General features: G+C 72.7%; 23 protein-coding genes. 11 read left to right on the forward strand and 12 right to left on the reverse strand.

The annotated features are described in order from the left end of the window. Positions 1–268: 268 nt before the first annotated feature. Positions 269–559, reverse strand: a complete 291-nt coding sequence (locus tag OO52_RS25435) for a DUF6355 family natural product biosynthesis protein (protein ID WP_030646160.1) — start codon at positions 557–559, stop codon at positions 269–271. Positions 560–637: 78 nt separating this feature from the next. On the opposite strand from OO52_RS25435, the gene OO52_RS52985 reads away from it, so the two are divergent. Further along, positions 638–1132, forward strand: coding sequence for a redoxin domain-containing protein (locus OO52_RS52985; RefSeq protein ID WP_234339693.1), 495 nt, complete (start codon positions 638–640; stop codon positions 1130–1132). A gap of 34 nt (positions 1133–1166) precedes the next feature. On the opposite strand, the gene OO52_RS25445 is transcribed toward OO52_RS52985, so the two are convergent. Next, positions 1167–1937: a GNAT family N-acetyltransferase gene (locus OO52_RS25445; RefSeq protein ID WP_030646164.1), complete on the reverse strand. Its 771-nt coding sequence runs from the start codon at positions 1935–1937 to the stop codon at positions 1167–1169. A 279-nt stretch (positions 1938–2216) separates the two neighbouring features. On the opposite strand from OO52_RS25445, the gene OO52_RS25450 reads away from it, so the two are divergent. After that, positions 2217–3509: a ThuA domain-containing protein gene (locus tag OO52_RS25450; protein WP_030646166.1), complete on the forward strand. Its 1293-nt coding sequence runs from the start codon at positions 2217–2219 to the stop codon at positions 3507–3509. A gap of 109 nt (positions 3510–3618) precedes the next feature. Here OO52_RS25450 and OO52_RS25455 read toward each other — a convergent pair whose 3' ends face one another. From OO52_RS25455 to OO52_RS25465, 3 genes are read right to left on the reverse strand one after another with little or no spacing between them, the layout of a single operon-like run. Further along, positions 3619–4896 (reverse strand): protein kinase domain-containing protein, encoded by a 1278-nt coding sequence (locus tag OO52_RS25455; protein WP_030646168.1) that lies wholly within the window; start codon positions 4894–4896, stop codon positions 3619–3621. A 1-nt stretch (position 4897) separates the two neighbouring features. Then, the gene (locus OO52_RS25460; RefSeq protein WP_030646170.1) at positions 4898–8407 is read right to left on the reverse strand and encodes a WD40 repeat domain-containing serine/threonine protein kinase; all 3510 of its coding nucleotides are present in this window, start codon (positions 8405–8407) and stop codon (positions 4898–4900) included. Between the two features lie 4 nt (positions 8408–8411). Next, positions 8412–9059 carry a DUF7019 family protein gene (locus tag OO52_RS25465; RefSeq protein ID WP_030646172.1) on the reverse strand — a complete coding sequence of 216 codons (648 nt, stop codon included), beginning with the start codon at positions 9057–9059 and terminating at the stop codon, positions 8412–8414. A gap of 255 nt (positions 9060–9314) precedes the next feature. On the opposite strand from OO52_RS25465, the gene OO52_RS25470 reads away from it, so the two are divergent. Continuing rightward, on the forward strand, positions 9315–10103 hold the full coding sequence (locus OO52_RS25470; RefSeq protein WP_030646174.1) for an SAM-dependent methyltransferase: 789 nt from the start codon (positions 9315–9317) through the stop codon (positions 10101–10103). Between the two features lie 126 nt (positions 10104–10229). Then, a complete protein-coding gene (locus OO52_RS25475) occupies positions 10230–11036 on the forward strand; it encodes a maleylpyruvate isomerase family mycothiol-dependent enzyme (protein WP_030646176.1) in 807 nt (268 codons plus the stop codon). Between the two features lie 33 nt (positions 11037–11069). Here the strand turns inward: OO52_RS25475 and OO52_RS25480 are convergent, their stop codons facing one another. Beyond that, positions 11070–12170, reverse strand: coding sequence for a PP2C family protein-serine/threonine phosphatase (locus OO52_RS25480; RefSeq protein ID WP_030646178.1), 1101 nt, complete (start codon positions 12168–12170; stop codon positions 11070–11072). 287 nt (positions 12171–12457) lie between these two features. Between OO52_RS25480 and OO52_RS25485 the strand changes: the two genes are divergently transcribed. From OO52_RS25485 to OO52_RS25500, 4 genes are all read left to right on the forward strand, one after another. Beyond that, positions 12458–13174 (forward strand): FadR/GntR family transcriptional regulator, encoded by a 717-nt coding sequence (locus OO52_RS25485; RefSeq protein WP_030646180.1) that lies wholly within the window; start codon positions 12458–12460, stop codon positions 13172–13174. Further along, complete coding sequence (locus OO52_RS25490; protein ID WP_234339695.1) at positions 13171–14634, forward strand: hypothetical protein; 1464 nt, start codon at positions 13171–13173, stop codon at positions 14632–14634. The genes OO52_RS25485 and OO52_RS25490 overlap by 4 nt, the downstream gene beginning before the upstream one ends. Then, on the forward strand, positions 14631–16742 hold the full coding sequence (locus tag OO52_RS25495; RefSeq protein WP_037629276.1) for a GMC family oxidoreductase: 2112 nt from the start codon (positions 14631–14633) through the stop codon (positions 16740–16742). The genes OO52_RS25490 and OO52_RS25495 overlap by 4 nt, the downstream gene beginning before the upstream one ends. A 383-nt stretch (positions 16743–17125) precedes the next feature. Next, the gene (locus OO52_RS25500) at positions 17126–19915 is read left to right on the forward strand and encodes a SpoIIE family protein phosphatase (RefSeq protein ID WP_420711417.1); all 2790 of its coding nucleotides are present in this window, start codon (positions 17126–17128) and stop codon (positions 19913–19915) included. Positions 19916–19941: 26 nt separating this feature from the next. Here OO52_RS25500 and OO52_RS25505 read toward each other — a convergent pair whose 3' ends face one another. Further along, the gene (locus OO52_RS25505) at positions 19942–20670 is read right to left on the reverse strand and encodes an SDR family oxidoreductase (RefSeq protein WP_030646188.1); all 729 of its coding nucleotides are present in this window, start codon (positions 20668–20670) and stop codon (positions 19942–19944) included. A 184-nt stretch (positions 20671–20854) separates the two neighbouring features. Between OO52_RS25505 and OO52_RS25510 the strand changes: the two genes are divergently transcribed. Further along, complete coding sequence (locus OO52_RS25510) at positions 20855–21877, forward strand: LacI family DNA-binding transcriptional regulator (protein ID WP_030646192.1); 1023 nt, start codon at positions 20855–20857, stop codon at positions 21875–21877. A gap of 38 nt (positions 21878–21915) precedes the next feature. Here OO52_RS25510 and OO52_RS25515 read toward each other — a convergent pair whose 3' ends face one another. From OO52_RS25515 to OO52_RS25535, 5 genes are all read right to left on the reverse strand, one after another. Then, the gene (locus OO52_RS25515) at positions 21916–22461 is read right to left on the reverse strand and encodes a hypothetical protein (protein ID WP_030646194.1); all 546 of its coding nucleotides are present in this window, start codon (positions 22459–22461) and stop codon (positions 21916–21918) included. Positions 22462–22577: 116 nt separating this feature from the next. Then, complete coding sequence (locus OO52_RS25520) at positions 22578–22910, reverse strand: DUF3140 domain-containing protein (RefSeq protein WP_030646196.1); 333 nt, start codon at positions 22908–22910, stop codon at positions 22578–22580. A 7-nt stretch (positions 22911–22917) separates the two neighbouring features. Beyond that, entirely contained in the window at positions 22918–23145 is a 228-nt protein-coding gene (locus tag OO52_RS25525; protein WP_030646198.1) for a DUF2945 domain-containing protein, read from the reverse strand. A gap of 133 nt (positions 23146–23278) precedes the next feature. Beyond that, the gene (locus OO52_RS25530; protein ID WP_030646200.1) at positions 23279–24172 is read right to left on the reverse strand and encodes an SDR family oxidoreductase; all 894 of its coding nucleotides are present in this window, start codon (positions 24170–24172) and stop codon (positions 23279–23281) included. Beyond that, the gene (locus tag OO52_RS25535; protein WP_234337811.1) at positions 24169–24984 is read right to left on the reverse strand and encodes a DUF1990 domain-containing protein; all 816 of its coding nucleotides are present in this window, start codon (positions 24982–24984) and stop codon (positions 24169–24171) included. Before OO52_RS25535 ends, OO52_RS25530 begins: the two co-directional genes overlap by 4 nt. A gap of 112 nt (positions 24985–25096) precedes the next feature. On the opposite strand from OO52_RS25535, the gene OO52_RS25540 reads away from it, so the two are divergent. Together OO52_RS25540 and OO52_RS25545 are read left to right on the forward strand one after the other, a co-directional pair. After that, positions 25097–25309 (forward strand): hypothetical protein, encoded by a 213-nt coding sequence (locus tag OO52_RS25540; RefSeq protein ID WP_030646204.1) that lies wholly within the window; start codon positions 25097–25099, stop codon positions 25307–25309. Continuing rightward, entirely contained in the window at positions 25306–26037 is a 732-nt protein-coding gene (locus OO52_RS25545) for a DUF1990 family protein (RefSeq protein WP_030646205.1), read from the forward strand. The genes OO52_RS25540 and OO52_RS25545 overlap by 4 nt, the downstream gene beginning before the upstream one ends. Positions 26038–26245: the final 208 nt, after the last annotated feature.

Genomic DNA, 26245 nt, shown 5'->3' on the forward strand with positions numbered 1-26245 from the left:
CCCGGCCGGAGGCCTCGGGAGCTGCCTGGAGAGGGCGGTACGGACGTGTCGGCGGCCCGCGGAGGCGGGAAAACGCCGGGGCGATTGCCTCACAGCGCACCGCCCTGGTCCCCGGGCGCACGGAAGGGCTGCCGTCCTTGCCGTGGCACGTCCGCCGGTACCCGCGCAAGAGTGCACGCACAGGACAATGCCGGTGCACTCGGAGAACACCGGGACGCCCCGGAACGAAGGGGCGGCCCCGGTCGGCTGCGGGAGTGACGCCCAGCGGTCAGCAGGTACGGCCCACGTAGTGGGCGCCCTGGATCTTGTCGGCGGAGCCCAGCCAGCTCCTGCCCGGGGCCACGCACCGCTCGTAGTCGGGCGCCAGGGCCACCTCGACCTTGATCACCACGTGGGAGCCGTCGGAGGTGCAGTGGTTGTAGTAGGCGTCGGAGCCGGTCTCGTAGAAGCCGCACGGATCGGCGGCCGCCGGGGTCGCGGTGGCGGTGCCGGCGCCCAGGAAGGCGAACGCGAGGGCGAAGGAACCGAGGGCACTGGTGAGCTGACGACGGACACGCACGACGAACTCCTCGTGGGGTGCGGGAGGGAAGAAGCTGTGCCGCCGGGGCGGCGGGTCCGCTCGGTCGGGCACGCGCCCATGTTCACGGATCGCGGTGGCCCGATACGCCGCCCAGCTCCCGATTTCACCCGCCGAATCATTTCCTCGGTACGCCATCCGGGTCACGCGTCTGGACGCACGCCCGGAACCGCCCCACGCCGACAGGGGGGGCGGCTCTCCTCACGCTGCGGGTCGCCGGCCGATCGAGTCCAGTGCGGCGGTCACCGTCTTCTTCAGCGCCCGGGCGTCGGCGCCCGGCTGGTCGCCGTATCCCCGCTGATCCCCGACGAGTCCCTCAGCCTCGCCGAGAAGCACGACCTCGCCTTCGACCTCCCCGACGACCTCGCCGCCGTCTACGACAGGCTCGGCTTCGACCTCCAGCGCGTCAACGACGGCCACCCGCGCACCCTGCCGCTGCCCGCGACGTACGTGATCGACCGGTCGGGCACCATCCGCTGGGCCTTCGTGGACACCGACTACACCACCCGCGCCGAGCCGGCCGACATCATCACGGCCCTCGACGCACTGGACTGACGCCCGGCGGCGGACACACGGCCCGGTCGGCCGGTCACCGCTTCAGGGCGTAGAAGTGCACCGGCGAGTTCGGCTGGAAGCCGATGCGGGGGTACACCGGCGCTCCCGCGGCGGTCGCGTGCAGCGTCGCGCGGGTCAGACCGGTGGCCCGGGAGCCCTCGTACAGGGCCTTTCGCGTCACCGCCTCCCCGTAGCCCCTGCGCTGCCAGTCCGGCGAGGTGGCGACCAGCACGACGAACAGGCGACCCGCCGCCTCCACGGTTCCGGCGCACGCCACCGGGACACCGTCCCGCAGCCCCAGGTAGGCGTACACCCGGCGCTTCCACAGCACGGATCCCTGGAGTCCGTCGCGGCCGTCCTCCAGCGGGAAGCCGTACGCGCGTGAGTTCAGGTCCGCGTACGCCCGCAGGTGTTCCTCGGTGGTCACGCGTACGAACGTCAGGTCCGGGTGGGTCGGCTCGGGGATGGGGAGGAGATCGCCGGCCATTCCGGTGCCGGGGAAGGCGTACTCGAGGCCCGCCCCCTCGGCCGCGGTCCGCACGCCCGCACGCGCCTCGTCGCCGAGGAGGTCCTCGAAGAGCCACAGGAATCCCGGGTGCCGCTTCGCGCGCATGATGTCCGCCGCCTGACGCAGGCGCTCCTCGACCAGCGCCGCGTCCGCGTCGACCTCCGTCAGGGTGACGCAGTTCCAGAAGGCGAACCGGCAGTCCGCCCAGCGGACGGCGATGCCCGGGAGGTCCCGCACATCGGCATCCGGGTCGCGGTCGAGCACCATGGCGCGCCAGACCACGGCGAGCTGCTCCATCGATTCGACCGACTCGGCGCGATCCTTACGATCCGTCACGTGACCTCCTGAGTGGTGGAGTTCGAGGAGCCTATCCAGCGCTGTCCGCCATGACTCCGGATTCAGGTGAAGACCGGGTCGCGGCGGCCGTGGCAGCGCCGCCGACTCTTGACGACTGTGGTCCAGACCTTTAGGTTCACGGGCCAACAGCATCTACGCATACGACCAGCACTCACGTTCATGAACGCCTTCGTCCATGCCTGGCCCCCGTCCCGGGCCCGGCCGAGAAGGGAGCATCGGATGCAACAGGTGAGATCCGGCGCGGCGCGCATCCCCATGTGGCTGGCATTTCTCCTCGCGGCGCTGGTCAGCCTGACAGCGCAGCCACCCGCCCAGGCCGCGGCAGCGGCGGAGCCGTTCCGCGTACTGGCTCTGTACAACGGCACATGGGATGCCGCGCACATCAGCTTCGTCCGCGAAGCCAACCAGTGGTTCCCCCAGCAGGCAGCCGCGAACGGCTTCACCTACACCGCCAGCAACAACTGGGATCTCCTGGCGAACGGTGGTGTCAACAACTACCAGGTGGTCCTCTTCCTCGACGACCTGCCGCAGTCGGCCGCCCAACGAGCGGGCTTCGAGCAGTACATGCGGGGCGGCGGTGCCTGGATGGGCTTCCACGTCTCGGCCTTCACCACCGACGCACAGAGCTGGCCGTGGTACCACAACCAGTTCCTGGGCAGCGGGAACTTCCGCTCGAACACCTGGGGGCCGACCACGGCCGTCCTGCGCGTGGAGGACCGTACGCACCCCTCGACGCGGAACCTGCCCGCCACCTTCACGTCGTCGGTGAGCGAGTGGTACAGCTGGTCCAACGACCTGCGCCAGAATCCCGACATCAAGATCCTGGCCTCCATCGACCCCAGCAGCTTCCCGCTCGGCACCGACCCCAACCAGACCTGGTACAGCGGCTATTACCCGATCCTGTGGACGAACACCAAGTACAAGATGCTGTACGCGAACTTCGGCCACAACGCGATGAACTACGACACCAACACGGCCCTGTCGTCCACCTTCGCCAGCGCCACGCAGAACCAGTTCATCCTGGACGGGCTGAAGTGGCTGGGCGGAGCGGCATCGTCCCAGCCGCCCGCGGACGGCATCTCCGAGACCGCCTGGTACACACTGCGCAACGCCGGGAACGGGACGTGTGTCGACGCCCGTGCCGCCGGCACGGCCAACGGGACCGTCGTTCAGCAGTACACCTGCAACTCCACCACGGCACAGCAGTTCCAGTTCCGGTCCACCGACAGCGGCTACACGCGCATCGCCGCTCGGGGCAATCCGCAGCAGGTCATCGACGTCGTCGACCGTTCCACAGCCGACAACGCGCCGTTGCAGCTGTGGTCCTACGTCGGTGGCACCAACCAGCAGTGGCTGCCGGTGAAAGAGGCGACCGGGCGGTACCACTTCACCGCCCGGCACAGCGGAAAGTGCCTGACCGCGTCCGGCACGGCCGCCGACAGCGTCCAGCTCACCCAGCGGACGTGTGACGGCTCCGGCGCCCAGAGCTTCCAACTGGCCGCCCAGCCCTGACCACTCGGCCACCCAGCCCCTCGGCTGGAGAGCGCCGCCCCGATGCCGAGTCCGCCGCGCGACTGCGGACACGGCATCGGGGCGGCACCGGCGGCGCCCGGTGACCCGCTCAGACCGCTTGGCGGAGGGCGCTCGCCAAGTCGGCCGCGGTGGTGAGGGCGATACGGGGGGAGTCGACGAGAGCGGTGTCGACGAGAGCGGCGAGTCGGCGAGGCAGCGTCGGCAGCCGGTCGCGTATGGGCACGACCGGCTCGCGCAGGACGACGGCGACCGGATCGGCACCGGCCGGGAAGTCGCGTGGGGGCGAACGGGTGAGCATCCAGTACAGACAGGCCGTCATCGCCCACAGATCGACTTCCGGCAGCGCGTACTTGAAGTCGACGACCTGGCCGCGCGGCATGAAGGCCAGGCTGCCGCCCATCGCACCGGTGAGGGTGTGACCGGACAAACCGGCGCTGTCGAACGCCTTGGACAGGCCGAAGTCGGCGACCTTGACGGTCGCGTGGTCCCTGGCCCCCGTGAGCAGGAGGTTCTGCGGTTTGATGTCACGGTGCACCAGTCCCCGGTGCGTCGCCGAGGTCCCGTCGGCCAGCCGTACCGGCACCTCCGCCGTGTGCGCGTAGTGCAGTCCGCGCAGCGCCTGGAGGGTCACACCCACCGCCTGGTCGACGCTCAGTCTGCCACCGGCCCGGGCCACGAGGTCGGCGACGCTGCCCAGTCGGCAGAACTCGCAGGTGAAGTAGAAGGTGCTGCCGTGCACACCGCCGCCGTGGAAGGCGACGACGTGGGGGTGGCGCAGGGCGCGCGTACAGGCGAACTCGCGCAGGAAGCCGTCGCGGGCGGAGGGGTCGACGGCATGGTGGGCCAACAGGGTCTTGAGGGCGAGGAGTTCACCGGTTTCCTCGTTCCGGGCGAGGTGGACGACGCCCTGTCCGCCGCGACCGAGTTCCTGGAGCAGCCGGTAGCCGCGGATACCGGTGAGTTCCGGCTCTCCGGCGTCGGCCGCGTCGAGCAGCGTGTGCAGGGCGTCGACGGGGTCCCGCTCGTCGGCGTGCGAGGCCGCGGGCCCCTCCGCCCGGACGGAGACGCGCAGTACGGCGCCGCCGAAGCGGATCTCGTCGCCGTCGGCCAGGTCCCGTCCGGCCGCTCCCGGTGCCAGCCGTTCGCCGTTGACGTAGGTGCCGTTGCGGCTGCCGAGGTCCCGCACGCTCAGGTACGGGGGGTTGATGTCGAGCAGACAGTGGTGCCGGGAGGCTTTCGTCTCGGTGCGGGCCAGCCGGATCCCGCACTCGCTCGCCCGGCCGACCAGGCAGGTGGTGCGGTGGGTGAAGACGTGCGCCGAGGCCGCGGGCGCGCCGCGAGGGGTCAGGGTGACGGAGGACGGCATGTCACCAGCCGTAGTCCCAGTCGAGTTCCCAGCAGCGCATGGAGTCGACTCCGACCGCCAGCAGATGGCGGGCGTCGGCGCTGAGAGCCAGGCCGAAGACCTGCTCCCGGTGTCCTGCCAGGACGCGCAGTCGCCGCGCCTGGTCCAGGTCCCACACGTGCACCTCCTGGTGCGCGAGGCCGGCGAGGGCGTACCTGCCGTCGGAGGTGAGCGTGAGGGCGTTGATGGGACCGGGGTCGGGCATTTCCTGGAGCACGCGGCCCGTGGCCAGGTCGAGGACGGCCAGGGTCCCGTATCCGGCGATCACCGCGCGCCGGCCGTCGGTGGAGGTGACCAGCGCGTTGATGCTGTAGTGGCCGTCCACCGTGTGGATCCGGCGGCCGGTCGCGGCGTCGTAGGTGTGCACGCCGGAGTGGTCGTACTCCAGCAGGGTCCGGCCGTCCGGGGTGAACCGCAGGCGGGCTCGGTCCGGGCGCCCGGTGTGCCGCCACAGACACTCCCCCGAGGCCAGGTCCCACGCGCACAGTTCGTCCTGGTCGTAGCGCCGCCGGCGGTCCTCTTCGGCGCCGGCGAAGGCGTTCGACGCGCCGTACCGGCCATCGGGGCTGATCGCGACCGAACCCACCTGCGCCTGGTGGGCGCGGAACGCGAAGGAGGGCATCGCGTGGTCGTGGCGCATCGCCACGTCCTCGATGTCCCAGCGGCACAGATGGCCGCTGTCGTCACCGGTCAGCAGCCAGGGGCTGTCATCGGCCAGTGCCACGGCCTCGATCCCGTCGTGCAGCAGCGTGACGGTCCTGTCGTCCCGCAGGTCGAGCAGGGCGGCCTCTCCGACGCCGTGGAGGACGGCTCGGGTGCCGTCGCCGGTCATCAGAAGGGCCATGTCGGCCGAGGCCGTCGAGGCGATCACACGGTACTGCCGTGCGTTGGCGGCGTCACACAGCAGGAACCTGTCCCCGTGCAGCGCGGCGAGGAACAGGCTCGTGTCCCCGACGAACGCCAACGCCGAGGGGCGAGCGACGCGCCCGTTGAAGTCGAACGTCTGCCAGGCACCGAGCAGTCCGGTACGGCGCCCGTGCCGGCCCAGCGCGTTCCACGCGTGCAGCAGGTCGGGATGCCGTGCGTGGCCGGGCACCGCCCGCGCGGTGCGCAGACACGCGGCCGACTGTGCGTGGCGGCCCTCGTCCGCGAGTCGTTCCGCCTGGCGCATCGCCGCCCGGAACCGCCCCGCGTGGTCGGACAGTTCACCGGCGGCCCGGGGCCGGGCGTAGGCCCACGGCGCACGGTAGCCCGGGACCGGCAGGGGTTGCACCCTGATCTGCCCGCTGCCTCTCACCGGCAGCACGGCGTGGCGGCCGTCGGCGCTCACCGCCAGGTGGTGCAGGTACCGTGCCTCGTCGTCGTCGAGCGTGTGCAGGCAGCGGCCGGTCGCCGTCTGCACCACGCGGAGCGGGTTGTCGCCCCCGACAACGGCCAGGGAGCCGTCGGGCGTGAGGGCGAGCGCCGTGACGTCGGTCAGGGTGTGGGGCACCTGGGTGACGACCCGGCCCGTCCACACGTCCCACAGCACCATCGGCCCGCCCCACACCTGCAGGGCGTACCGCGCACCCGGGGCCACGGCGGCTCTTCTCACGAAGCCGCCCCAGGCCGAGTGGAGGGGATTGGTCCGGGCCTCGGTGAGGACTGCCCCGCACACGCCTGTGGCGACGTCCCACAGGCGGATCTTGTCGTCCCGCAGGTCGCCTGCGGTCAGGGCGACGGCGCCGTCGTCGCTGAGCTGCAGCACGGTCATCCGCTCCACCTGGCTCTGCACCGGCCCCAGGAGTCCTCCCGTGGCCAGGTGCCAGAACCAGAGGGCGCCGTCCGCGTGAGCGGTGGCGCCGACCGATCCGTCACCGCTGAGCGCGACCGCCGTGACGCCTGGGGCGACGGGGCCCTGGGGCAGGGGAAGCCGCTCGCCCCGAGCGAGGTCCCACGCCTCCGGCGGACCCTGCTCGCGGCCGACCAGGCCGATCCGTCCCCCGGCGTCCATGGCGGTCGCCACGACGCCCGGACCCTCCGAGGTCAGCTCCCGCAGGCAGCGGCCGCTCACCGTGTCCCACAGTCGCAGACCGCCTTGGTGGTCGCCGGACAGCACCAGGCCCCCGTCGGCCGTCACCGACACGCAGCGCACGCCGGCCTCGTGGCCGGCGAGGAAGTCGGGGCGCCTTCCCGGATCGCGTGTCAACTCCGCCAGCGCACCGGCGGTCTCGGCCGGCTCCGGTTCCCCCGGGGCCGCCGGGCGGAGCAGTTCGGCGGCGCGCTCGCGGTCGTCGCGTTCGAGGTGGACCAGACCGATCAGCCGCGTGCCCAGGGCGTGGTCCCCGCCGATCTCACGGGCGGTCTCCAACTCGGCGACGAGGTCGAGATCGGTCTTCTGCGCGGTGCGCCACCGGTGCAGGCCGAAGTTGAAGGTCGCGATCAGATGGTGGGGTTCAGCCGTCATCGCCTCCCGCCACCGCGCCTCGGCCTCCTCCGTGCGCCCGAGGTCGAGCAGGGACAGCGCCTGGTTGGAGAGCCCGTCCGCCAGCAGGGCGGCCGCCTCCGGAGCTCGCCGCGGGAACGGAGTGCCGGTGAGGTCGCCGTACACGTCGCACAGGACGCCGGCGGCGTCGTCCAGCCGGGCCGGCCGCGCCGCCGCGTCGGTCATGAAGCACTGGCGCAGCAGTCCCACGACCGCGGCCGGCATGGGCGGCACCCGGGGGTCGGCCGGACCGGCGTCCAGCAGCGCTTCGAGCACCTCCGCGGCGGCTTGGCCGTACCGGGTCGGACGGCGGCCGGTGAACATCTCCAGCACGGTCAGCGCCCACGACCACACGTCTGTCGCGGGGGTCAGCCGGATCTCCCGGCGTCCGGCCGCGGCGAGGGCCTGCTCGGGGGAGCAGTAGGCCGGCGTCATACCGCCGAAGGTGACGGAGGATGCGGCGGCGGGTGCCCCGTCGGTGTCGGCCGGACGCGCTCCGGCCAGCCCGAAGTCGGTGACCTTGGCGGTTCCGTCGGGTTCGAGCATGACGTTGGCGGGCTTGACGTCCTGGTGGACCAGCCCGGTGTCGTGGGCGTGTTGCAGGCCCCACGCGGTCTGGACGGCGACGTCCAGCACGCGTGCGAGGGCCGCCCGCGGGCCGCCGTCGTAGAGGCCGCCGCCGGTGATCGCCTCGGCGAGGCTGCCGCCGTCGACCCACTCGGCGAACACTCGGGGCAGGCCGTCGACCGTGCGGACGTAGGCGCAGTTGACGGTGTGCGGGTGCAGGCCCAGGCCCACCCAGGTGCCGGCTTCGGCTTCGAACCGGCGTCTGCCCGCCTCGGAGGCGACCAGCTCCGGGCGGGGCGTCTTGACCGCGAGGTCCACGTTCCAGCCGCGGTGCCGGACGCGGTGGACCACCCCCATCCCGCCGCCGCGCACGTCGTCGAGTACCTCGTACAGATCGAGGACCACCTCGCCGGGCCGCCAGGTGCCGAAGGCCGTCGTCATGCCATCAGTCGGCCATGGCCACGTACAGGGGGCTGCCCAGCAGCACCCGCATGCCGGGGCGGGCGTCGAGTTCGGGGTAGGGGCTCGGGCCGGCCAGCAGGCGCCGGGCGACGAACTCCACGGGCTGCCGGGGGCCACGCAGCAGTCGCCCGGCGGTGTGCACCCAGGCCAGGGACGACTCCTCGGCGGGCAGTTCGACGCTGTCGGCTGCGAACGCCGAGGCCAGGCCGGCCAGGAGCGTCGGCACCGAGGACGGTGCGAACTCCTGGGACTGCGGCGCGCTCGCGCCCAGCACATGGCCGCTGGCACCGCCGAGGCCGAGGATCGTCCGTTCGGTCCGGCCGCCGAAGTACACCAGCGCACCGCCGTTGTCGCCCTGCAGGGGCCCCCACTGCATGGGCAGGCTGCCGCGGAAGTACGGCGCCGGGTCGTCCACCGATCCGATCTGCCCGGTCTCCTCCAGGTGGCGCAGGACCCGCTCCAGCTTGGCCGTCCGGTCCGGCGCGGGTGCTTCGACGCTGCGCCTGACGTTGAACAGCTTGACGCTCAGGCCGGCTTCGGTGGTGCTCCTGCGGCCGAAAGCGGGGTCGATCTGGGAGAGCAGCATGTCGACCTTGGAGTCGCTGATGTACAGGTAGTACCGCACCGTCACCCCCCGAGGCTATCGCGCCACGACCTTCCGAGTCCCACCTTTGCGCACACGAGCCGGGGGCCGCCGGTGAGTTGGGGAAGGGGTGTACGCGCCGGGGGGCTGCCCCGCTGCTTCACGGCCGGGCGAGCGACACGGGTGACCGTGTCGCGCTTCCGCTTCAACTTCCGTACCCCGTGCGGCGCGAGGCGCCCTCCGTGCGCGAGTAGGATGATCGAACACATGGCCTGAACCGCTCACCCGCGCAACGGAGCTGCTATGACGACCGACTCACCGCCGCCCCTGGAGATCGACACCAGCAGGGCGCATCCCGCGCGGGTCTACGACTGGCTGTTGGGCGGCAAGGACAACTACCCGGTCGACGAGGCCGTGGGAGAGCGGCTGCCCGCCGAGGCGCGAGACGCGGCGCGGCAGAACCGCCAGTTCATGCACCGAGCCGCCGCCTGGCTCGCCGGGCAGGGGATCGACCAGTTCCTGGACATCGGCACGGGCATCCCCACCCAGCCCAATCTCCACCAGATCGTCCAGGGGATCGTGCCGACGGCGAAGGTCGTCTACACCGACAACGACCCGATCGTCCTGCGCCACGCCGAGGCGCTGCTGATCAGCAGCGAGGAAGGTGTCACCGACTACATCCAGGCCGATGTGCGGGAGCCGGACTCCATCGTCCGGCACGCCCGCCGGATCCTGGACTTCGACCGGCCGATCGCGCTGTCGCTGATCGCGCTGATGCACTTCGTCACCGACGAGCAGGACGCCCACGGGATAGTCCGCAACCTGGTCGCCACGCTGCCTCCGGGCAGTCACCTGGTGCTGACGCACGCCGCGTCCGACCTCTATCCGGAACTCGCCGCGCAGGTCACCGCCGAGTACGCCAAGGGCGGCATCCAGCTCGGTTTCCGGTCGCGTCCGGAGGTGGAGCGCTTCTTCGACGGCCTGGATCTCGTGCCGCCCGGCCTGGTGACCGCCACGGAGTGGGGCGTGTCGGGTACGGACACGGTGCCGGAGGGGAGCGGGATCTACGCGGCGGTGGCCCGCATTCCCTGACTCCGGCCCAGGTCCGGCGGGCTGCGCCTCCCCGCCGCGTCGAGTTGCCTTCGAGTGGGCTCCAGCGTCCACACTGATCGCGACGAGAAGGCCGGCATCCGTGCCAGGGCAGAACGGCGGCAGCAGATGGCAACGACGAGCGGTGCGGGGCATCCCCTGCCGTACGACACCTACCGTGAGGCGATCGAGCGGGAGACCCGGCGGTTCGCGGAGGTGGTGCGGGGCGCCGACCCGGCGAGCGCCGTGCCCTCCTGCCCCGACTGGACGCTGGCCGATCTCGTCCGGCACGTGGGGACGTTGCAGCGCTGGTTCGGCATGCTGTTGAGCCGGCGCGTGCAGGAGCCTCCGCGCGGCCGTGACGTGGAACTGGGGCTCCCGGACGATCCGCGGGAGTACGCCGACTGGGTGGCGGCCGGGGTGCCCGCGGTGGCGGCCGTACTGCGGGACACGGATCCCGACGCGGCGATGTGGGCGTGGGGGGAAGACCAGCACGCGCGGTTCTGGGCCCGCCGGATGCTCTGCGAGACGCTGGTCCACCGGGTGGACGCCGAACTCGCCGTCGGCCGGGAGCCGGTCCTCGACCCCGTACTGGCGGCGGACTGTGCGGACGAGTTCCTCGTCAACCTGCCCTACGCGGGGCTCTTCGCCCCCGGTGTGACGAAGCTGCGCGGCGACGGCGAGATCGTCGCGTTCCGGTCCGCGGGTCCCGGTGGCGCGGCCGGCGAGGAGTGGCGGGTACGGCTGGACGCGGACGGCTTCCGGCTGCTGCCGCCGGACGGTGCCGCGTCCGAGCCGGAGACGGCGGCGGTGCGCGGGGAGGCGGCGGATCTTCTGCTGCTGCTCTTCAGGCGGCGGTCGTACCAGGAGCCGGTCTTCGACGTCTCGGGAGACGTCACGGTCCTCGATCGCTGGTTCGCGCACACGGCCTTCTGACCCGGTTGCCGCCCGGGGCGCCGCGCGCCGCGCTCATCCCGGCGGTGCGGGAAGCGGCAGCAGCGGTTCGTCGGCCGGGAGGCGGACGGCGAGCGCCGCGATGTCGTCCTGCGGACGGTCGCCGCTGTAGGCCAGCAGGTCCTGGTTGAGCCGTTCGAGAAGCTCCCGGGGCGGCAGGGAGGACCAGGAACGGAGGCGTTCCAGCAGGGGGTAGAAGGAGCCGGCCGGGTCGCGCGTCTCCGTGATGCCGTCCGTGTACAGCAGGAGCTGGTCACCGGGGCGGAAGGAGTAGACGTCGACGTGGTACGGCTCCCCCAGCAGCACCCCGAGGTTCAGCGGCGGCGCCGACCGCCCCCTGTCGAGTTCGCGCACCTCGCCGGAGCGGATGCGGACCGGGGGCGGGTGGCCGCAGTTGACGACGCGGACCAGCGGCTCGCCGAGGGGGATCTCGGCGAAGACGGCGGTGACGAACCGCTCGCCCACCTCGCTGCCGCCGAGCAGCACGGCCCTGCGGTTCATGCTCGTCTCCACCCGGTCGGCCAGGGCGGGCAGCGCGGGTTCGTCGTGCGCCGCCTCGCGGAACGCGCCGAGCAGGGCCGCCGCGGTCTCCACCGCGAGCAGCCCCTTGCCCCGGACGTCGCCGATGAGGAGCCGGACCCCGTACCGGGTGGGGACGGCCTCGTACAGGTCGCCGCCGATGCGTGCCTCCGCGGCGGCGGACCGGTAGAGACTCTCCAGGTGGAGGCTGCCGATCCGGTGCGGAACCGGTCGGAGCAGGACCCGCTGGGCGATGTCGGCCACGAAGCGTACGTCGGCCAGTGTGCGCTCGCGGTGGACGCGGTGGGCGGCCAGGATCATGCCGAGGACGCCGACCAGGCCGGTGCAGACGTAGGAGGCCACGTAGTGGCGGTCCCACAGATAGCCGACCTCGCGGCCCGCGCAGCACGGGGTACCGGCCAGGACCCCTTCCAGGACGGCGGCGAACACGGTGGCGCCGCCGACGACGACCGGGCCGTGGGCGAAGGCGGCCACGAGCGGCAGGGCGATCAGCACGAAGCTGACCGGCCACTCCACGGGTGTCGCGGGTTCCAGCAGCAGAAGGGCCGCGACGTACAGGACGGGTAGCCACCGCATCCATGCCGGAGGGGCCGACAACTGCGTCCGCGCACCGGCTCCACCCTCCGGATCCCGACCTGTATGTCCAGGTTTCGGCATACGTGGTCTTCGCACACGGACTCCTGTCACAGGAACTCGACAAGACGTCCAGCCTGGTGCGCGGGGCCACGGCGCGCCGGGATTGCTCCACTCAACGGCATGTTCCGTCACGGGCATTGACTCCAGAGGCGCACATTGGTTCAGTGGCTCAGCCACTGAACCAATGAACAACTCATCGCAGAACCACTGTGTCGCTGGAGGCCCGGGTGGAAGCACTGCCACGCGAGACGATCGTCGACGTACTGGAGAGGAGGCTGCGCGAGGACATCCTCGCCGGGCGCCACCCGGCCGGGAGCTATCTGCCGCCCGAGCGTGAACTCGCCGACGGGTTCGGGGTCACCCGCACCACCCTCAAGCACGCCTTCGGCCGACTGGTGCAATCCGGTCTGCTGGAGACCCGCCATGGGGTGGGGACACGCGTGCGGGACTTCCTGCGCCTGGGCGGAGCCGATCTGCTGCCCATGCTCGTGCGCCACAGCCCCGACTGGATCGGTGAGATCTTCGAGGTCCGCCGCAGTATCGGTGCGTTGATCGCGGAACGTGCCGCGACCCGCGCCACAGCTGCCGACGTCACCGAACTGCACCGGCTGCTGGCGGCCGTCGCCGACGCGGACGGCGGCGACCCGGCGCAGCTCGCGGACGCCGAGGTGCACCGGGCCCTGGCCCGGGCCACGGGCAACCGCGTCTACGTGCTGCTGACCAACACCCTGTTCAACGCGTACCTGCCGGTGCGCGCCGCGCTCGCCGGACCGTTCGAGGACGCCCGGGCCGCGCACGACCGCCTGGCACCGGTCGTGGACGCCGTGGCGGCCGGCGACCCGGACGCGGCACGCACCGCCGCCGGGCACTACCTGTCGGCGACCGAGCGCATCATGCTCGAAGGGCTCGCGCGCCCCGGCGAGCGCCGCGGGGAGGCCTCGTGAGCCCGCGCGGAACGATGTTCCGGGAGACGATGCTGGGCCGGGTCCGTCTTGCCGACGACGCGGCCGACCGCCCGGTCCGGCTGGACCTGCTGGCCCGTGCAGACAGCCTGATGCTGCCCCACCGCACGACCCGGGCGCGGCTGACGGGACGGATCCGGATAGCGGGGCGGGCCGACGACGCCGCGGCCGAGGGCGAGTTGGAGATCTCTCCGGTGGCACGCCGCAGGATCCGCTACCGGCTCGGCTTCGACCTGGAGGGCCGACGGCTGCTGCTGGACGGCTGGAAGTCGGTGTCGCCCAGGCGTCCCCTGTCCTCGATGACCGTCCTGCCGTACACGCTCTACGAGGACGGCGCACGCGTCGGCGAGGGCACCCTGCGCTTCCCGCTCGCCACCGGCCTGCTGCCCTTCCTCGCCGGGTTCCGCTTCCCGCGGGCGGCCGAGCCCGCCGCCGACCGGTACCTGACGCCGCGTTGGAACGGCACGCCGGGTCGGACGGAGGTCTGGTACACGACTCTGACCGATCCGGCGACCGGCAGCGGAGTCTGGCTGCACCACGAACTCGTCGCCCCACGCGACGGCGCGCCCGCCTACGCGCACGGCTGGATCGCCGTGTTCCCCAAGGAGGGCCCGGTGGAACACGCCCGGTTCGGACCCGTTCCCTGGGCGGGCCGGGAGGTCAGCCCCGGAGGCCGCACCGACACCGACGGCTCCACCGACCGGACCGGCACCCCGACCGGTCGGGCCGACGGCTTCGTCGCCGGGGACGTCGGTGTCGCGCCCGGCCGGATGACCGGTTCGGCCGGACCGTTCACCTGGGCGCTCACCGAGGAGTTCCAGGGCCCGCCGCTGCACACGTTTCCCCGCTGGTCCTGGCGGCGCTCCTGGCTGCCGGCCACGCACCTGCTGCCCGCCACCCGTGCCCGCTACAGCGGAACCGTCCGCCACGGCACCCGCGAACTGCGGCTCACGGACGCGCCCGGCGCGAGCGCCCGCATCTTCGGCCACGGAAACGCCCGCCGCTGGGCCTGGCTCCACGCGGACCTCGGGGGCGGTGACGTCCTGGAGGTCGTCGCCGCCGTGTCGATGCGGCGCGGGCTCGACCGGCTGCCGCCCCTGGTGTTCCTGCGCCTGTACCGCAACGGCCGCACCTGGCCCCGGCGGGCGGAGCGGACCGCCGTGGGCTGGGCGGGCATCGGCCGGTTCCGCGCGGACATCGGCCTGCCGCGCTGGCGGGTCGAGGGCCGCGCGGGCCTGCGGCGCATCCGGGTGACGGTGACCCAGCCGCCCGAGGGCACGCTCGCCCTCGACTACACCGACCCGGACGGCTCCACCGCCGTCTGCCGCAACAGTGAGCGGGCCGACGCGGAGGTGCGCGTGGAGCGCTGGTGGGGCCGATGGCGCCCGGAGGCGGAGTGGCGGCTGTCGGGCACCGCGCACGCGGAGGTCGGGGGCCGATGAGCACGACTCCCCCGGCTCTGACCGGGCTCGTGGCCGCGGTTCTCGCCGACGACGGCACTGCCGCGTGGACCAAGGCCGTACCCCGGCGCGTCGCGGCCCTGCTCGACGTCATGCCGGCCCCGGTCCGCGCGGCGGTGCGCGGCGCCGCCGTGGCGATCGACGCGTACGCCGTCGCCCGTACCGGCAGGCGGCTGTCCGCGCTCGGCGCGGAGGAACGAGAGCACGTCATGACGTCGCTCGCCGCGCACCCGGCGCTGCTGCCGCTGCTGGACGCGGTCAAGGTACCGCTCCTGCTGGCCGCCGGCACCGAACGCATGCTGCACCATGGCCCCACCCCTGCGGGGTCCGCGCCTGGGCATCCACCGCTCGACGGCACGTCTTCGGGCGCCAGGCCTTCGGGCCGCACGCCTTTGGGCGCCATACACCCGGGCCGCACGTCTTCGGGCGCCACGCCCTCGGGCCCCACGCCTTCGGCCCGCACGCCTAGGGGCGGCACGCCCCCGGGCCCCACGTCTTCGGGCGCCAAGCCCCCGGGCCCCACGCCCTCGGGCCGCGCCGCACATCCGGGCCCTACGCCCCCGGGCCCCACGTCTTCGATGTCCGCTCCCGAGGACCCCCCGCTCGACTGCACTCCCTCCCCGGACTGGCCCGCGCGGTCCACCGCCGACGCGGTCGTCGTCGGGTCGGGCGCGGGCGGCGCGATGGCCGCGCGGACGCTCGCCGCCGCCGGGATGCGCGTGGTCGTCGTGGAAGAGGGCGAGCATCATTCCACCGCGTCGTTCGGCCGGCGGGCGCCGCTCGACCGCTTCATGAGCCTCTACCGGGACGGCGGCGCGACCGTCGCCGTGGGGAACCCACCGGTGGTCCTGCCCGTGGGCCGTGCGGTCGGCGGCACCACCGTCGTCAACTCGGGCACGTGCTACCGGACACCGGAACACGTCGTCGCCCGCTGGCTGGGCCACCACGGGTTCGCCGCCGCCGAGGGCTTCGCCGCACATCTGGACGAGGTGGAACGCGCCCTGCGGGTGGCACCGCAGCCACTGGACGTCCTGGGCGCCAACGGGCGGCTCGCCCTGGCCGGCGCCCGGGAACTCGGCTGGACCGCCGCGCCCCTGCGGCGCAACGCCCCGGGCTGCCGGGGCTCCTGCCAGTGTGTCGTCGGCTGTCCCACCGGCGCCAAGCAGAGCGTCCAGCTGTCCGTGCTTCCCGAGGCGTGCGCGGCCGGCGCGCGCATCGTGACGGGCGCCCGGGTACGGCGGATCCTCACCGACCGCGACGGACCGGCCGGTCCACGGGCCGCCGGGGTGCTGGCCCGCCGTCCGGACGGCAGCGAACTGGAGATCCTCAGCCCCTTGGTCGTGGTCGCCGCCGGGGCCCTCCACACCCCGCCGCTGCTGCGCCGCTCGGGCCTGGGCGGGCACCCGCGGCTCGGCCGCAACCTCAGCGTGCACCCCGCCATCAGCGTCGCGGGCCGCTTCGGCCAACCGGTCACCGCCTGGCAGGGCGTCCTGCAGAGCGTCGGCGTGGAACACCTGCGGGCCGACGGCATCCTCATCGAGGCGACCGCGGCGCCCCCGGGCATGAGTTCCTTCGTGCCGCCGGGGACAGGCCGTGAACTGCGGCAGGAACTCGAACAGACGGAACGGCTGGCGACCCTCGGCGCGATGATCGCCGACCGTCCCTCGGGCCGTGTCCTCGGCCGCGGCCGCCCGCTGCCGCGCTACGACCTCGCGGCGCGTGACGCGGGTCGGCTGCTGCGGGCCCAGCGGGCCATGGGGCGTCTGCTGTTCGCCGCCGGCGCCGAGGAGGTGCTGACGGGCGTCCCCAGGGCCCCGCGCGCCCGCACCCCTGCCCAGCTGGAGGCCCTGCTCGACACGGTGAGCGCGCGTCACCTGCACGTCTCAGCGTTCCACCCCACCGGTACGGTGGCGGCCGGCGCCGACCCCGAGTGGTCGCCGGCCGACCCGGAGGGGCGGTTGCGCGGTGTTCACGGTGTGGTGATCGCCGATGGTTCCGTCCTGCCGAGTTGTCCGGAGGTGAACCCCCAGCTGAGCATCATGGCAGCGGCCCTGGCCGTCACCCGGCGTCTCGTGACGCGGGCCGGCTGACGGTCCCCGGCCGACGGGCGGCGCGCCCGATGCCCGGGTCCAGCGTGTCCGCGAGCCTGCCCGACGAGGCCAGGCAGGCCACGGAACCGTCCCGGCCCCACAACCCCGCGCCGCCCGTGCCCTGCCCTCCCCGCACCAGCGGCAGCCGATCCCTCAGTCGCAGGACCACCCACACCCGACCCACAGGCCCACGTGCCCGCCGCCCCGCACCCGCACCCGCACCCGCACCCGCACCCACCGGCAGCCGATCCCCCAGTCGCAGAACCAACCTCACCCGACGCACACGCCCACGTGCCCGCCGACCGGACATGGCACGCCCCGCCCGCACCCAACGGCGGACACACCGGTCGCCGATCACCGAGGCGCAGTGCTAGAAAAGGGAGATGAGCGGACGTTCCCGCTGGCCATGGGCGGGCGCGGCGCCGCCGCCCGGCTCACGGGGGTCTTCCGATCCGTCCCGTGGCCGCAGGCTCTGGCCGCCACGCAGACGCCGTCTTTCGCCGTCCCTGAGCGTCCGCACGCTCGCCGCGCAGGTCTTCCTGCTCCAGGCGCTGATCATGCTGATCCTGGTCGTGGCGGGGGCCGCCGCCCTGGTGGTGCAGGGCCGGTACGACGCCCAGCGCACCGCCGAGGACCGTTCCCTGGCCGTGGCGGAGACGTTCGCGCACGCGCCCGGAACGGCGCTCGCCCTGCGGTCCCCGGATCCGACCGCCCGCTTGCAGCCGGCGGCGGAGCAGGTCCAGAAGGGTTCCGGCGTCGACTTCGTCAGCGTCCTCGACCGGCGCGGGATCCGGATCGTCGACACCGACCCCACCCTGATCGGCACGAAGGCCGAGGGCGTCGGCCGGGCCGCCATGGGCGAGATGTTCACCGAGACCTTCCACGGACGGCCCGGCGACGCCGTGCGGGCGGTCGTACCGGTGACGGACCCCGGCAGGCGCGTGATCGGCATGGTCGCCGCCGGGATCAAGTACGGCAACGTGGGCCAGGTGCTGAACCAGCAGGTGCCGATGCTGCTCGGCATGGCGGGGGGTGCGCTGCTGCTGGCGACCGGCGGCGCGGCGCTGGTCAGCCGCCGGCTGCTGCGGCAGACCCACGGTCTCGGCCCGGCCGAGATGACCCGGATGTACGAACATCACGACGCCGTGTTGCACGCGGTGCGCGAGGGTGTGCTGATCGTCGGCGGCGACGGACGCGTCCTGCTCGCCAACGACGAGGCGCGCCGGCTGCTGGACCTGCCCGGGGACGCCGACCAGCGGTACGTGCGGGAGCTGGGGCTGCGGCCGGGCCTGGCGCGGCTGCTGCTGTCCGCCGAGACGGCGTCCGACGAGGTCGTCCCGGCCGGGGACCGGCTGCTGGCGGTGAACACCCGGCCCACGGCCCCGTACGGCGGTGCTCAGGGGCTGGTCGCCACCTTCCGTGACACCACCGAGCTGAGGGCGCTCTCCGGGCAGGCCGAGGTGGCACGGAGCCGGCTCTCGTTCCTGTACGAGGCGGGCGTGCGGATCGGCACCACACTCGACGTACGGCGTACGGCGGAGGAGCTGTCCGAGGTGGCGGTCCCCCGCATGGCCGACTTCGTCACCGTGGAACTCCTCGACTCCGTGCTGCGCGGCGAGGAGCCCACGAGGGCGGTTCGCGAGATGCGCCGTACCGCGCTGCGCGCCTCGCAGGGCGAGCACCCCTTGCAGGCGGTTGGCGAGGTGATCCGGTTCCTGGAGGCGGACACGCCGATGGCGGCGGCGCTGCGGCGGGGCAAGGCCGTCCTGGTCTCGGACCTGCACACCGCCGAGGACTGGCGGGCGCAGGACCCCGAGGGAGCGCGGCGGGCGCTGGACTACGGCATCCACTCGCTGATCACGGTGCCGCTCCGGGCGCGCGGGGTGGTCCTCGGCATGGTGAACTTCTGGCGTGGTGCGGGCACCTCCCGGTTCGAGGAGGAGGACGTCGCCGTGGCCGAGGAACTGGTGGCCCGCGCCGCCGTCGCCATCGACAACGCCCGCCGCTACTCCCGTGAGCACGCGCTGGCCGTGACGCTGCAGCGCAATCTGCTGCCGCTGGGCCTGCCGGACCAGGGCGCACTGGAGGTCGCCTCACGTTATCTGCCGGCGGAGTCCGGCGTGGGAGGCGACTGGTTCGACGTCATCCCGCTGCCGGGTTTCCGGGTCGCGCTGGTGGTCGGGGACATCGTGGGACACGGGCTGCAGGCCGCGGTCACCATGGGACGGCTGCGCACGGCCGTGCTGAACTTCTCCTCGCTGGACCTGGCCCCGGACGAACTGCTCGGGCATCTCGACGAGATGGTGACCCGGCTGGACACCCAGACCGCGACCGCCGCCGACGACGACCAGGTACCGCTCACCGGCGCCACCTGCCTCTACGCCATCTACGACCCGGTCGGCGGGCACTGCACCCTCTCCCGCGCCGGGCACCTCGCACCCGCGGTGGTGGATCCGCAGGGCAGGGTGTCCTTCCCCGACCTTCCGCTGTCGCCGCCTCTGGGCGTGGGCGGTCACCCCTTCGAGGCCGGGGAGCTGGAGCTGCCCGAGGGCAGCCGTCTCGTCCTGTTCACCGACGGGTTGATCGAGAACCGCGGACGGGACATCGACGAGGGACTGGCGATGCTGGTCTCGGCCGTCGCGGACGCGGACCGGACGCCGGAGGAGACCTGCCGTGCCCTCGTGGAGACGATGCTGCCCGGGCATCCCAGCGACGACGTGGCGCTGCTGGTCGCCCGGACCCGGCTGCTCGACCCCGCGTGCGTCGCGACCTGGGACGTCCCGTTCGATGTGGAGGCCGTGCCCCGGGTGCGCGGCGAGGTGAGCCGGCGGCTCGCCGACTGGGGCCTGGAGGAGGCGGCGTTCGGCACGGAGCTGATCCTCAGCGAACTCCTCACCAACGCGATCCGCTACGGCGCTCCGCCCGTACGGGTGAGGCTGCTGCTGGGCCGCACCCTGGTGTGCGAGGTGGCGGACGGCAGCAACACCTCACCCCGGCTGCGGCGCGCGGCCACCACCGACGAAGGGGGCCGCGGTCTGTTCCTGGTCTCCCAGTTCGCGGACATGTGGGGCACGCGCTACGCGCCGCGGGGCAAGGTCATCTGGGCGGAGCAGCGGCTGGAGGGCGCCCGGGAACCGGACCCCTCGGCCCTCCTGGACGTGCTGGGCATCTGACGTCAGGGTCCGGCGCCGGGGGCGGGTCAGGAGAGCCAGTCCTCGTAGCGGGTGGGGGCGAGCCTGGCGTGCGGGTCGGTGAGCACGTCCCCCTTGACGACGGCGAACATGCCGGCGGTCGGATCGGTGACGACGCTGCGGTTGTCGCCCTTGCGGGACAGGGTCATGCGGCCCAGCTCGTCCAGGGTGAAGGTCTCGGGGCCCGCGATGTTGCGGATGCCGTTCAGCGGGGCACCCACGGCGACCTCCGCCACCGCGTCGGCCACGTCCTTGGCGGCGATCGGCTGGATCGGCGTGGCGGGCAGCCGGACGGTGTCGCCGTCGGTGGTCCAGGACAGGACGTCGTCCATGAACTCCATGAACTGCGTGGCCCGGACGATCGAGTACGGGACGGGACCGGCCGCGAGGATGTTCTCCTGGAGCACCTTGGCCCGGTAGTAGTCCAGCTCCGGCACCCGGTCCACGCCGACGATCGAGAGGACGACGATGTGGCCGACGCCGCCCTTGCGGGCCGAGGCCAGGAGGTTGTCCATCGAGGACTGGAAGAACGCCATGGAGTCCGCGTCGAAGGTCGGGGAGTTCGTCGTGTTGACCACCACGTCGGCTCCCCCCACGGCCGCGTCCAGCCCCTGGCCGCTGACGACGTCGACTCCGGTGGAGTGCGAGTGCGGTACCGCCTGGTGTCCCGCCGCGTTCAGATTCTTGACGACCTGCGACCCGATCAGCCCGGTACCGCCGATGACTGCGACCTTCATGACACACCTTTCTTCGGGATTACCCGAAATATGGCATATGTCATGCGGCGGGGCGCGGGGTGGGAGAGCGGGCGGGGCGGCGGGGTGACCGGTTACGACGCCTGCCCGGCACTCCGTTCGAAACTTTCCGTGGGCCCGCCGTCGCCGGGCCCGTAATATCGGTGATCTCTTGGGGGAGGTGGTCATGGGCAAGCGGCGCCCTGGCTCGCCGACGCTGGAGGAGGTGGCCGCTCACGCCGGAGTGGGCCGGGGCACGGTCTCCCGCGTCGTCAACAACGCGGCCGGCGTGAAGGAGTCGACACGCCGGGCCGTGCAGCAGGCCATCGCGGAACTGGGCTACGTGCCCAATCTCGCGGCCCGTTCACTCGCCGGGCGGCGGGCCGACGCCGTCGCGCTCGTCATGACGGAGCCGGACTGGCGGAAGTTCGCGGAGCCCTTCTTCTCCGAGATCGTCCGTTCGCTCGGCGACGCCCTGACCGACACCGGGATGCAACTGCTGCTGACCCTGGTCCGGTCGGACACCGAGCGGGAGCGGTTCCTGGAGTACGCCCGCGGCGGCCGGGTCGACGGGGTGCTGGTGATGTCCGTGCACGCCGACGACCCGCTGCCCGACATGCTCGCCGAGGCCCGGCTGCCCACCGTCCTGCTGGGCCGCCGCTCGGCCGACGAGCACGTCAGCTACGTCGACGCGGACAACGTCGGCGGCGCCCGCGGCGCGGTCACCCATCTGCTGGACAAGGGCCGGCGGACGATCGCCACGATCACCGGTCCGCTCGACATGTACGTCACCCAGTGCCGGCTGCGCGGCTACCGCGAGGCCCTGGCCCAGGCCGGGCTGGACGCCCCGGCGTCGTGGGTCGCGGAGGGTGATTTCACCGCGGAGAGCGGCCGACTGGCCATGGCCCGGCTGATCGAGCGCCACCCGGAGATCGACGGCGTGCTCGCCGCTTCGGACACCACGGCCGCCGGCGCCCTGCAGGCGCTGCGCGCGGCGGGACGCCGGGTGCCCCAGGACGTCGCCGTCATCGGTTTCGACGACTTCCCGCTGGCCGAGCGGACCGAGCCGCGGCTGACCACGGTACGGCAGCCGCTGGAGGAGATCGGGCGGGCCATGGTGCGGCTGCTGCTGGAGGAGATGGAGGAGTCGTCCGTGGCCTGGCGGCACGTGATCCTCCGTACGGAGCTGGTGGTGCGCGAATCGGCCTAGGCGGCACACCGGGAAGCGCACCTGCCGGCGGCAGCGGATCAGCCGGCCGTCGCGCCCAGCGCCTGCTCGACCTGGCGGACGCGCCACTCCTCGATGGTGTCCTGCTGCCGCCGGGCACGCTCCACCAGTGTCGCGAGCCGTGCGCTGTCCAGGCGCTCGTCGGTCGCGCTGAGCCGGCTCAGGCTCTGCCACAGGGCGACGTTGCCCTCGACAGCCAGCCGCAGCGCTTCCAGATCCAGCACGGCGCCCAAGGGGGAGGGGCGTACCAGGCGGCCGTTGGGCTTCAGCCGGCCCATCTTCTCGCCGGCCCAGCCCGCGCACACCTTGTAGCGGCGAACGGGAACACCGAGATCCCGCATGATGGCCACCAGCGTTGTCCGGTCCTGGGCGATCTGTGCCGCCACGGGGCCGAGCGCGCGGCCGAGCGCGGACGCCCGGGCGGTGCGCACCAGACTGGCGGCGCGTTCGGCGCCGACGACCGCGACGGCCAGGTGGTCGTTGAGATAGATGCCGAGCAACTTCGCGTCCACACCCTGTCCGGCGGGGTGGCGTCGGAGTGCGCGGGGTTGCGGAGGGGCGTTCATCTGCGGACTCCTTCGGTCGCTGGAGGTGCACCTGGTACGAGCGTCGGATCGTCGTGGGTCCTGGCGTGCACGTTGCCGACCGTGCCGGTCCGCCGGCTCGTCGGCCGACGTCGCCGTCACGCCAGCGGATCGTGGCCCCAGTTCATCAGGGAGTGCCGCCATCTGGTCGCCCGTACGTCGCCGGATGGTCGCTGGGCCACATGCCGGCGGATGTAGCCGACGACCGTGCGCATGTGCCGGTAGTCGTCGTCGGAGAGGTCACCCTTCTTCGTGCGCAGGATCTCCACGATCCGGCGGCCGGAGGCGTGGCCGGTGGACTCGCCTCCGTCCTTGTGCTGCCCCGCGCCGCGTGACTCGTCGGTGGCGAGCCACTTCTCCAGTCCGGCCGGTGACATGTTCACCAGCTCACGGAACGCCCCGCGGACCTCTTCACGCTCGTCGTCGTCCACGCCGGGCTCACTTCTTCTTCAGCGCGGACGGCTTGTGCACCGCGGTCCTGCCGGACTTCTCGCTGCGTACCTGGTACTGCGGGTCGTCCGGCGAGGCGTCCACCGTGCGGCCCGCGGCCTCGGTCCGCTCGGTGATCTCCTTTTCCACCTCGCCCTCGGTCTCGCTTCCGTGACTGCGCCAAGTGACGTGATCGCCCTTCTTCAGTGTCTTGCTCGCATCGCGCTTCTTCGTCATGCCGACTCTCCTTGGCACCTTGGTCAGCGGTCTGCTCCCCCTCTTCCAGCGTGGGGGTTCCCGGCCTGTTCGGCGACGCGGGGCCCTCCCCGCCCGGTGCGGCGCTCGCGGTCCGTCCGGCGCCGTAGCTGGGTCAGTCCGGTCGGCCGTCGTCCGGTGCGGCCGCGGCGCGGTCGGCCCGTCCGCCGGCGCCCAGCGTGCCCGTGGCACGCAGCGGCCGCCCGGCGTCCCAGCGGGGCAGATCGCGGCGGGCCAGCCGTAGGACCACGGGCGGCAGGGCCCAGCGCAGCGGCTGGACGAGACGCAGCCAGGCCGGGACGTAGACAGCGGTGCTGCGGCGCTCGACGGCGCGCGCCAGCCGGACGGCGACCACGTCCGCCGGACGGATGTTCCGGACCCCGGGGGGCATGCGCACGCGCAGTTCGTGCAGGGCCGTGAAGTGTTCGGCCTCCCGGATCATGTCGGTGTCCGCCCAGGCGGGATAGGCGACGCCCACCGCGATCCCCTCGTGTGCCACCTCCGCCTGCAGGGCGTGGGCGAAGGCTTCCACACCTGTCTTGGAGGCACAGTAGGCGGTCATCATCGGGGTGGCTCCGAGTGACGCGAGCGACGCCACCTGCAGGAAGTAGCCCGCCGTCGCCGTCAGATCGGGCAGGAACGCACGAGCCGTGTGGGCACTGCCGGTCAGGTTCACGTCGATGACACGGCGCCAAGAGGCAGGATCCGACGTCGCGAAAGGGCCTCCTTCGGCGATTCCCGCGTTCGCCACGACCGCCGACGGCCGACCGAGGTGTCCGCGGACCCTGCCCGCCGCATCGTCCAGCGCGGAGTGGTCCGTGACGTCGACCTCGACCGCCAGCGCCGCGGTCGGCAGGGATGCCGCCAGGGCGTCCAGTTCCGGCCCCTCATGGCCGAGAAGTGCGAGGCGCGCCCCGCGCCGGGCCAGTTCGCGCGCCAGTGCCGCTCCCAGCCCGCGTGCGGCTCCGGTGATCACGACGGTCCGGTCCTGGAGCGGGCCGGCCCTCATCCGCCGGCCCTTCGCCGGTGGGCCCGGCTCACGCCCGGCTCACCGGACGCTTCCGACGACAGTGCCTCCCGGCTGGGGGCCCCGCCCGTGGACCTCTTCCCGGCGGCCTCTTCGGGCAGTTCGAGCCAGCGGGTGGAGATGTGCACACCGTCGACCAGCCGGCCCCCCGCCGCGGCCGCGGCAGCCAGGCAGAACCGGACCCACATGTTGAGCTGGATCTCCTTCGCCAGACGCAGGTGCGAGTACAGGTGGTGCACCAGGCGGCTGCTGGCGCATGCCCAGAGCTCGATCTCGAACACCAGCAGGCCGTCGTCCTCGCGCGCGCGGAACTGCACCTGACCGGCCTCCATGTGACCGCGCAGGGTCACCAGGTGCAGCCGGTCGACGTCGCGGTGAACGACCCTGACGGGTCCGTTCCACGGTCCTGGCATCTCCACCAGCAGTTCGTCCCCGACGTCCAGGCCGTGGTCGGCGAGCTCACCGGTGTGGATGTCGACCACCTCGGACGGCACGAAGCGCTTGAAGTCGCAGCAGACCCATTCGACGAGTCGGTCGGGACCGACGTCGGCGTCGGCGATGCGCACGCGGAAAAGGCGGTGGAACAGGGGGCCCCAGCCGTCCTGTGCCCGTTGCACCCGGCTGTCGACCGCTTCGGCCGGCAGCTGCGGTGGAAGGTCCGTCTCGTCACCCCGGCACTCGCCGCCCCGGTGCAGGGGTGTCGTCTCCCACAGATAACGCCACGTGACCAGACCCGTGCCGAGCATCCACCGCGCGAGCACGGCGAGAATCCGCGGGCAGTGTGGACGCGTCATCCGTGCCCCCTAGACCGGCGAAAACCTGTTAATCGCATCAAAACGTGTATAACCATCGAAAGGGGTACTCAAAACGGCACAATGCGCAAGCAAGCGATCTGGGAGGCGCCCCATGGTGGTCCGGCTCCTGCACCGCGCGGGGGTGCGGGGTGCTCATCTGCACCTCGTCTCCCTCGCCTCCGTCGGTCTGTGCGTGACGTTGTGGGTGCGCTCGAAAACGGTCGACCAGGAGCAACGGGGGAACGCCGAGCGGCGCGCGCTCTTCGTGGGCCTGTGGCCCCCGACGCTGTGGCTGATCGGCGACTCGCTCGAAGGTTCCGAGTGAGCTCCTCGGGTGACTGGGTCTTCGGACGGCTCGACGCCACACAGGTGTGGCGGGACCTCGCGGACGCGCGCGTGAACTACTCGGCCGACGAGGTACGCCGGCCGGCCTGGAACATCGACGTCCACCGCACCGCGCTGCCTAAGGAACGACCGGGCCCGCCGGAACCGGGAGGGCCGTGGGAACAGGCCTGCCGCCTGGTCCGCGACTACGAGTTCTCGCCGCCGGAGATCGTGCGAGCGCTGTACGACCCCGCCTCGCCGCTGCTCGGCCGCGACATGCTGCTGGAGGCACGCTTCCACGGCATCCACTTCTACTGCGGTGTGCGCGTCACCGAGGTGGTGGACGAGACCCGTGAGGGTACCGGCCGCGTCTGGGGATGGGCCTACGAGACCCTGGAGGGCCACCTGGAACGCGGCAAGGCCAGGTACGAGGTGGTGAAGCGGCAGGACACCGGCGAGGTGTCGTTCGTCGTCACGTGCCATTCGCAGGGCGCCCCGACCCTGGACCGGGTCACCTCCCTCGGATGGCGCCTTTTCGGCCGCCGCACCCAACTGCGCTTCTACCGCAGGTGTGCCGCACGGCTGCGCCTGTTCGTCGAGGCCGCGCTGCGCGGCCAGGACCCGCTGCCCGGCCCTCCCCCCGCGTACGGACGCCTGGCGTGTGCGCCCTCCGACGCGAGAACGCACCGCCTGGACGCGCTGGCGCTCCACCGGGTCACCCCGGGCTGAGAGCCCGGCGGCGGGCATCACCGGGTCGGGGGCGGTGGGCGGTGCGTGTTCGGGAGCGCTCCCAGGGAAAAGGGGGCGTGCCGACAGGGCCGTCCCGACGTGCGGTTTCGAGACTTCTTCGACACCCACCCCGCACGGAGCCTTGTCAGGGACATGAACTCTCCCTACAGTCCCTGCCCAACGGAGGGAATGGGAGCGCTCCCATCCA

The organism is Streptomyces flaveolus (assembly GCF_000716535.1).
Classification (GTDB): domain Bacteria; phylum Actinomycetota; class Actinomycetes; order Streptomycetales; family Streptomycetaceae; genus Streptomyces; species Streptomyces flaveolus_A.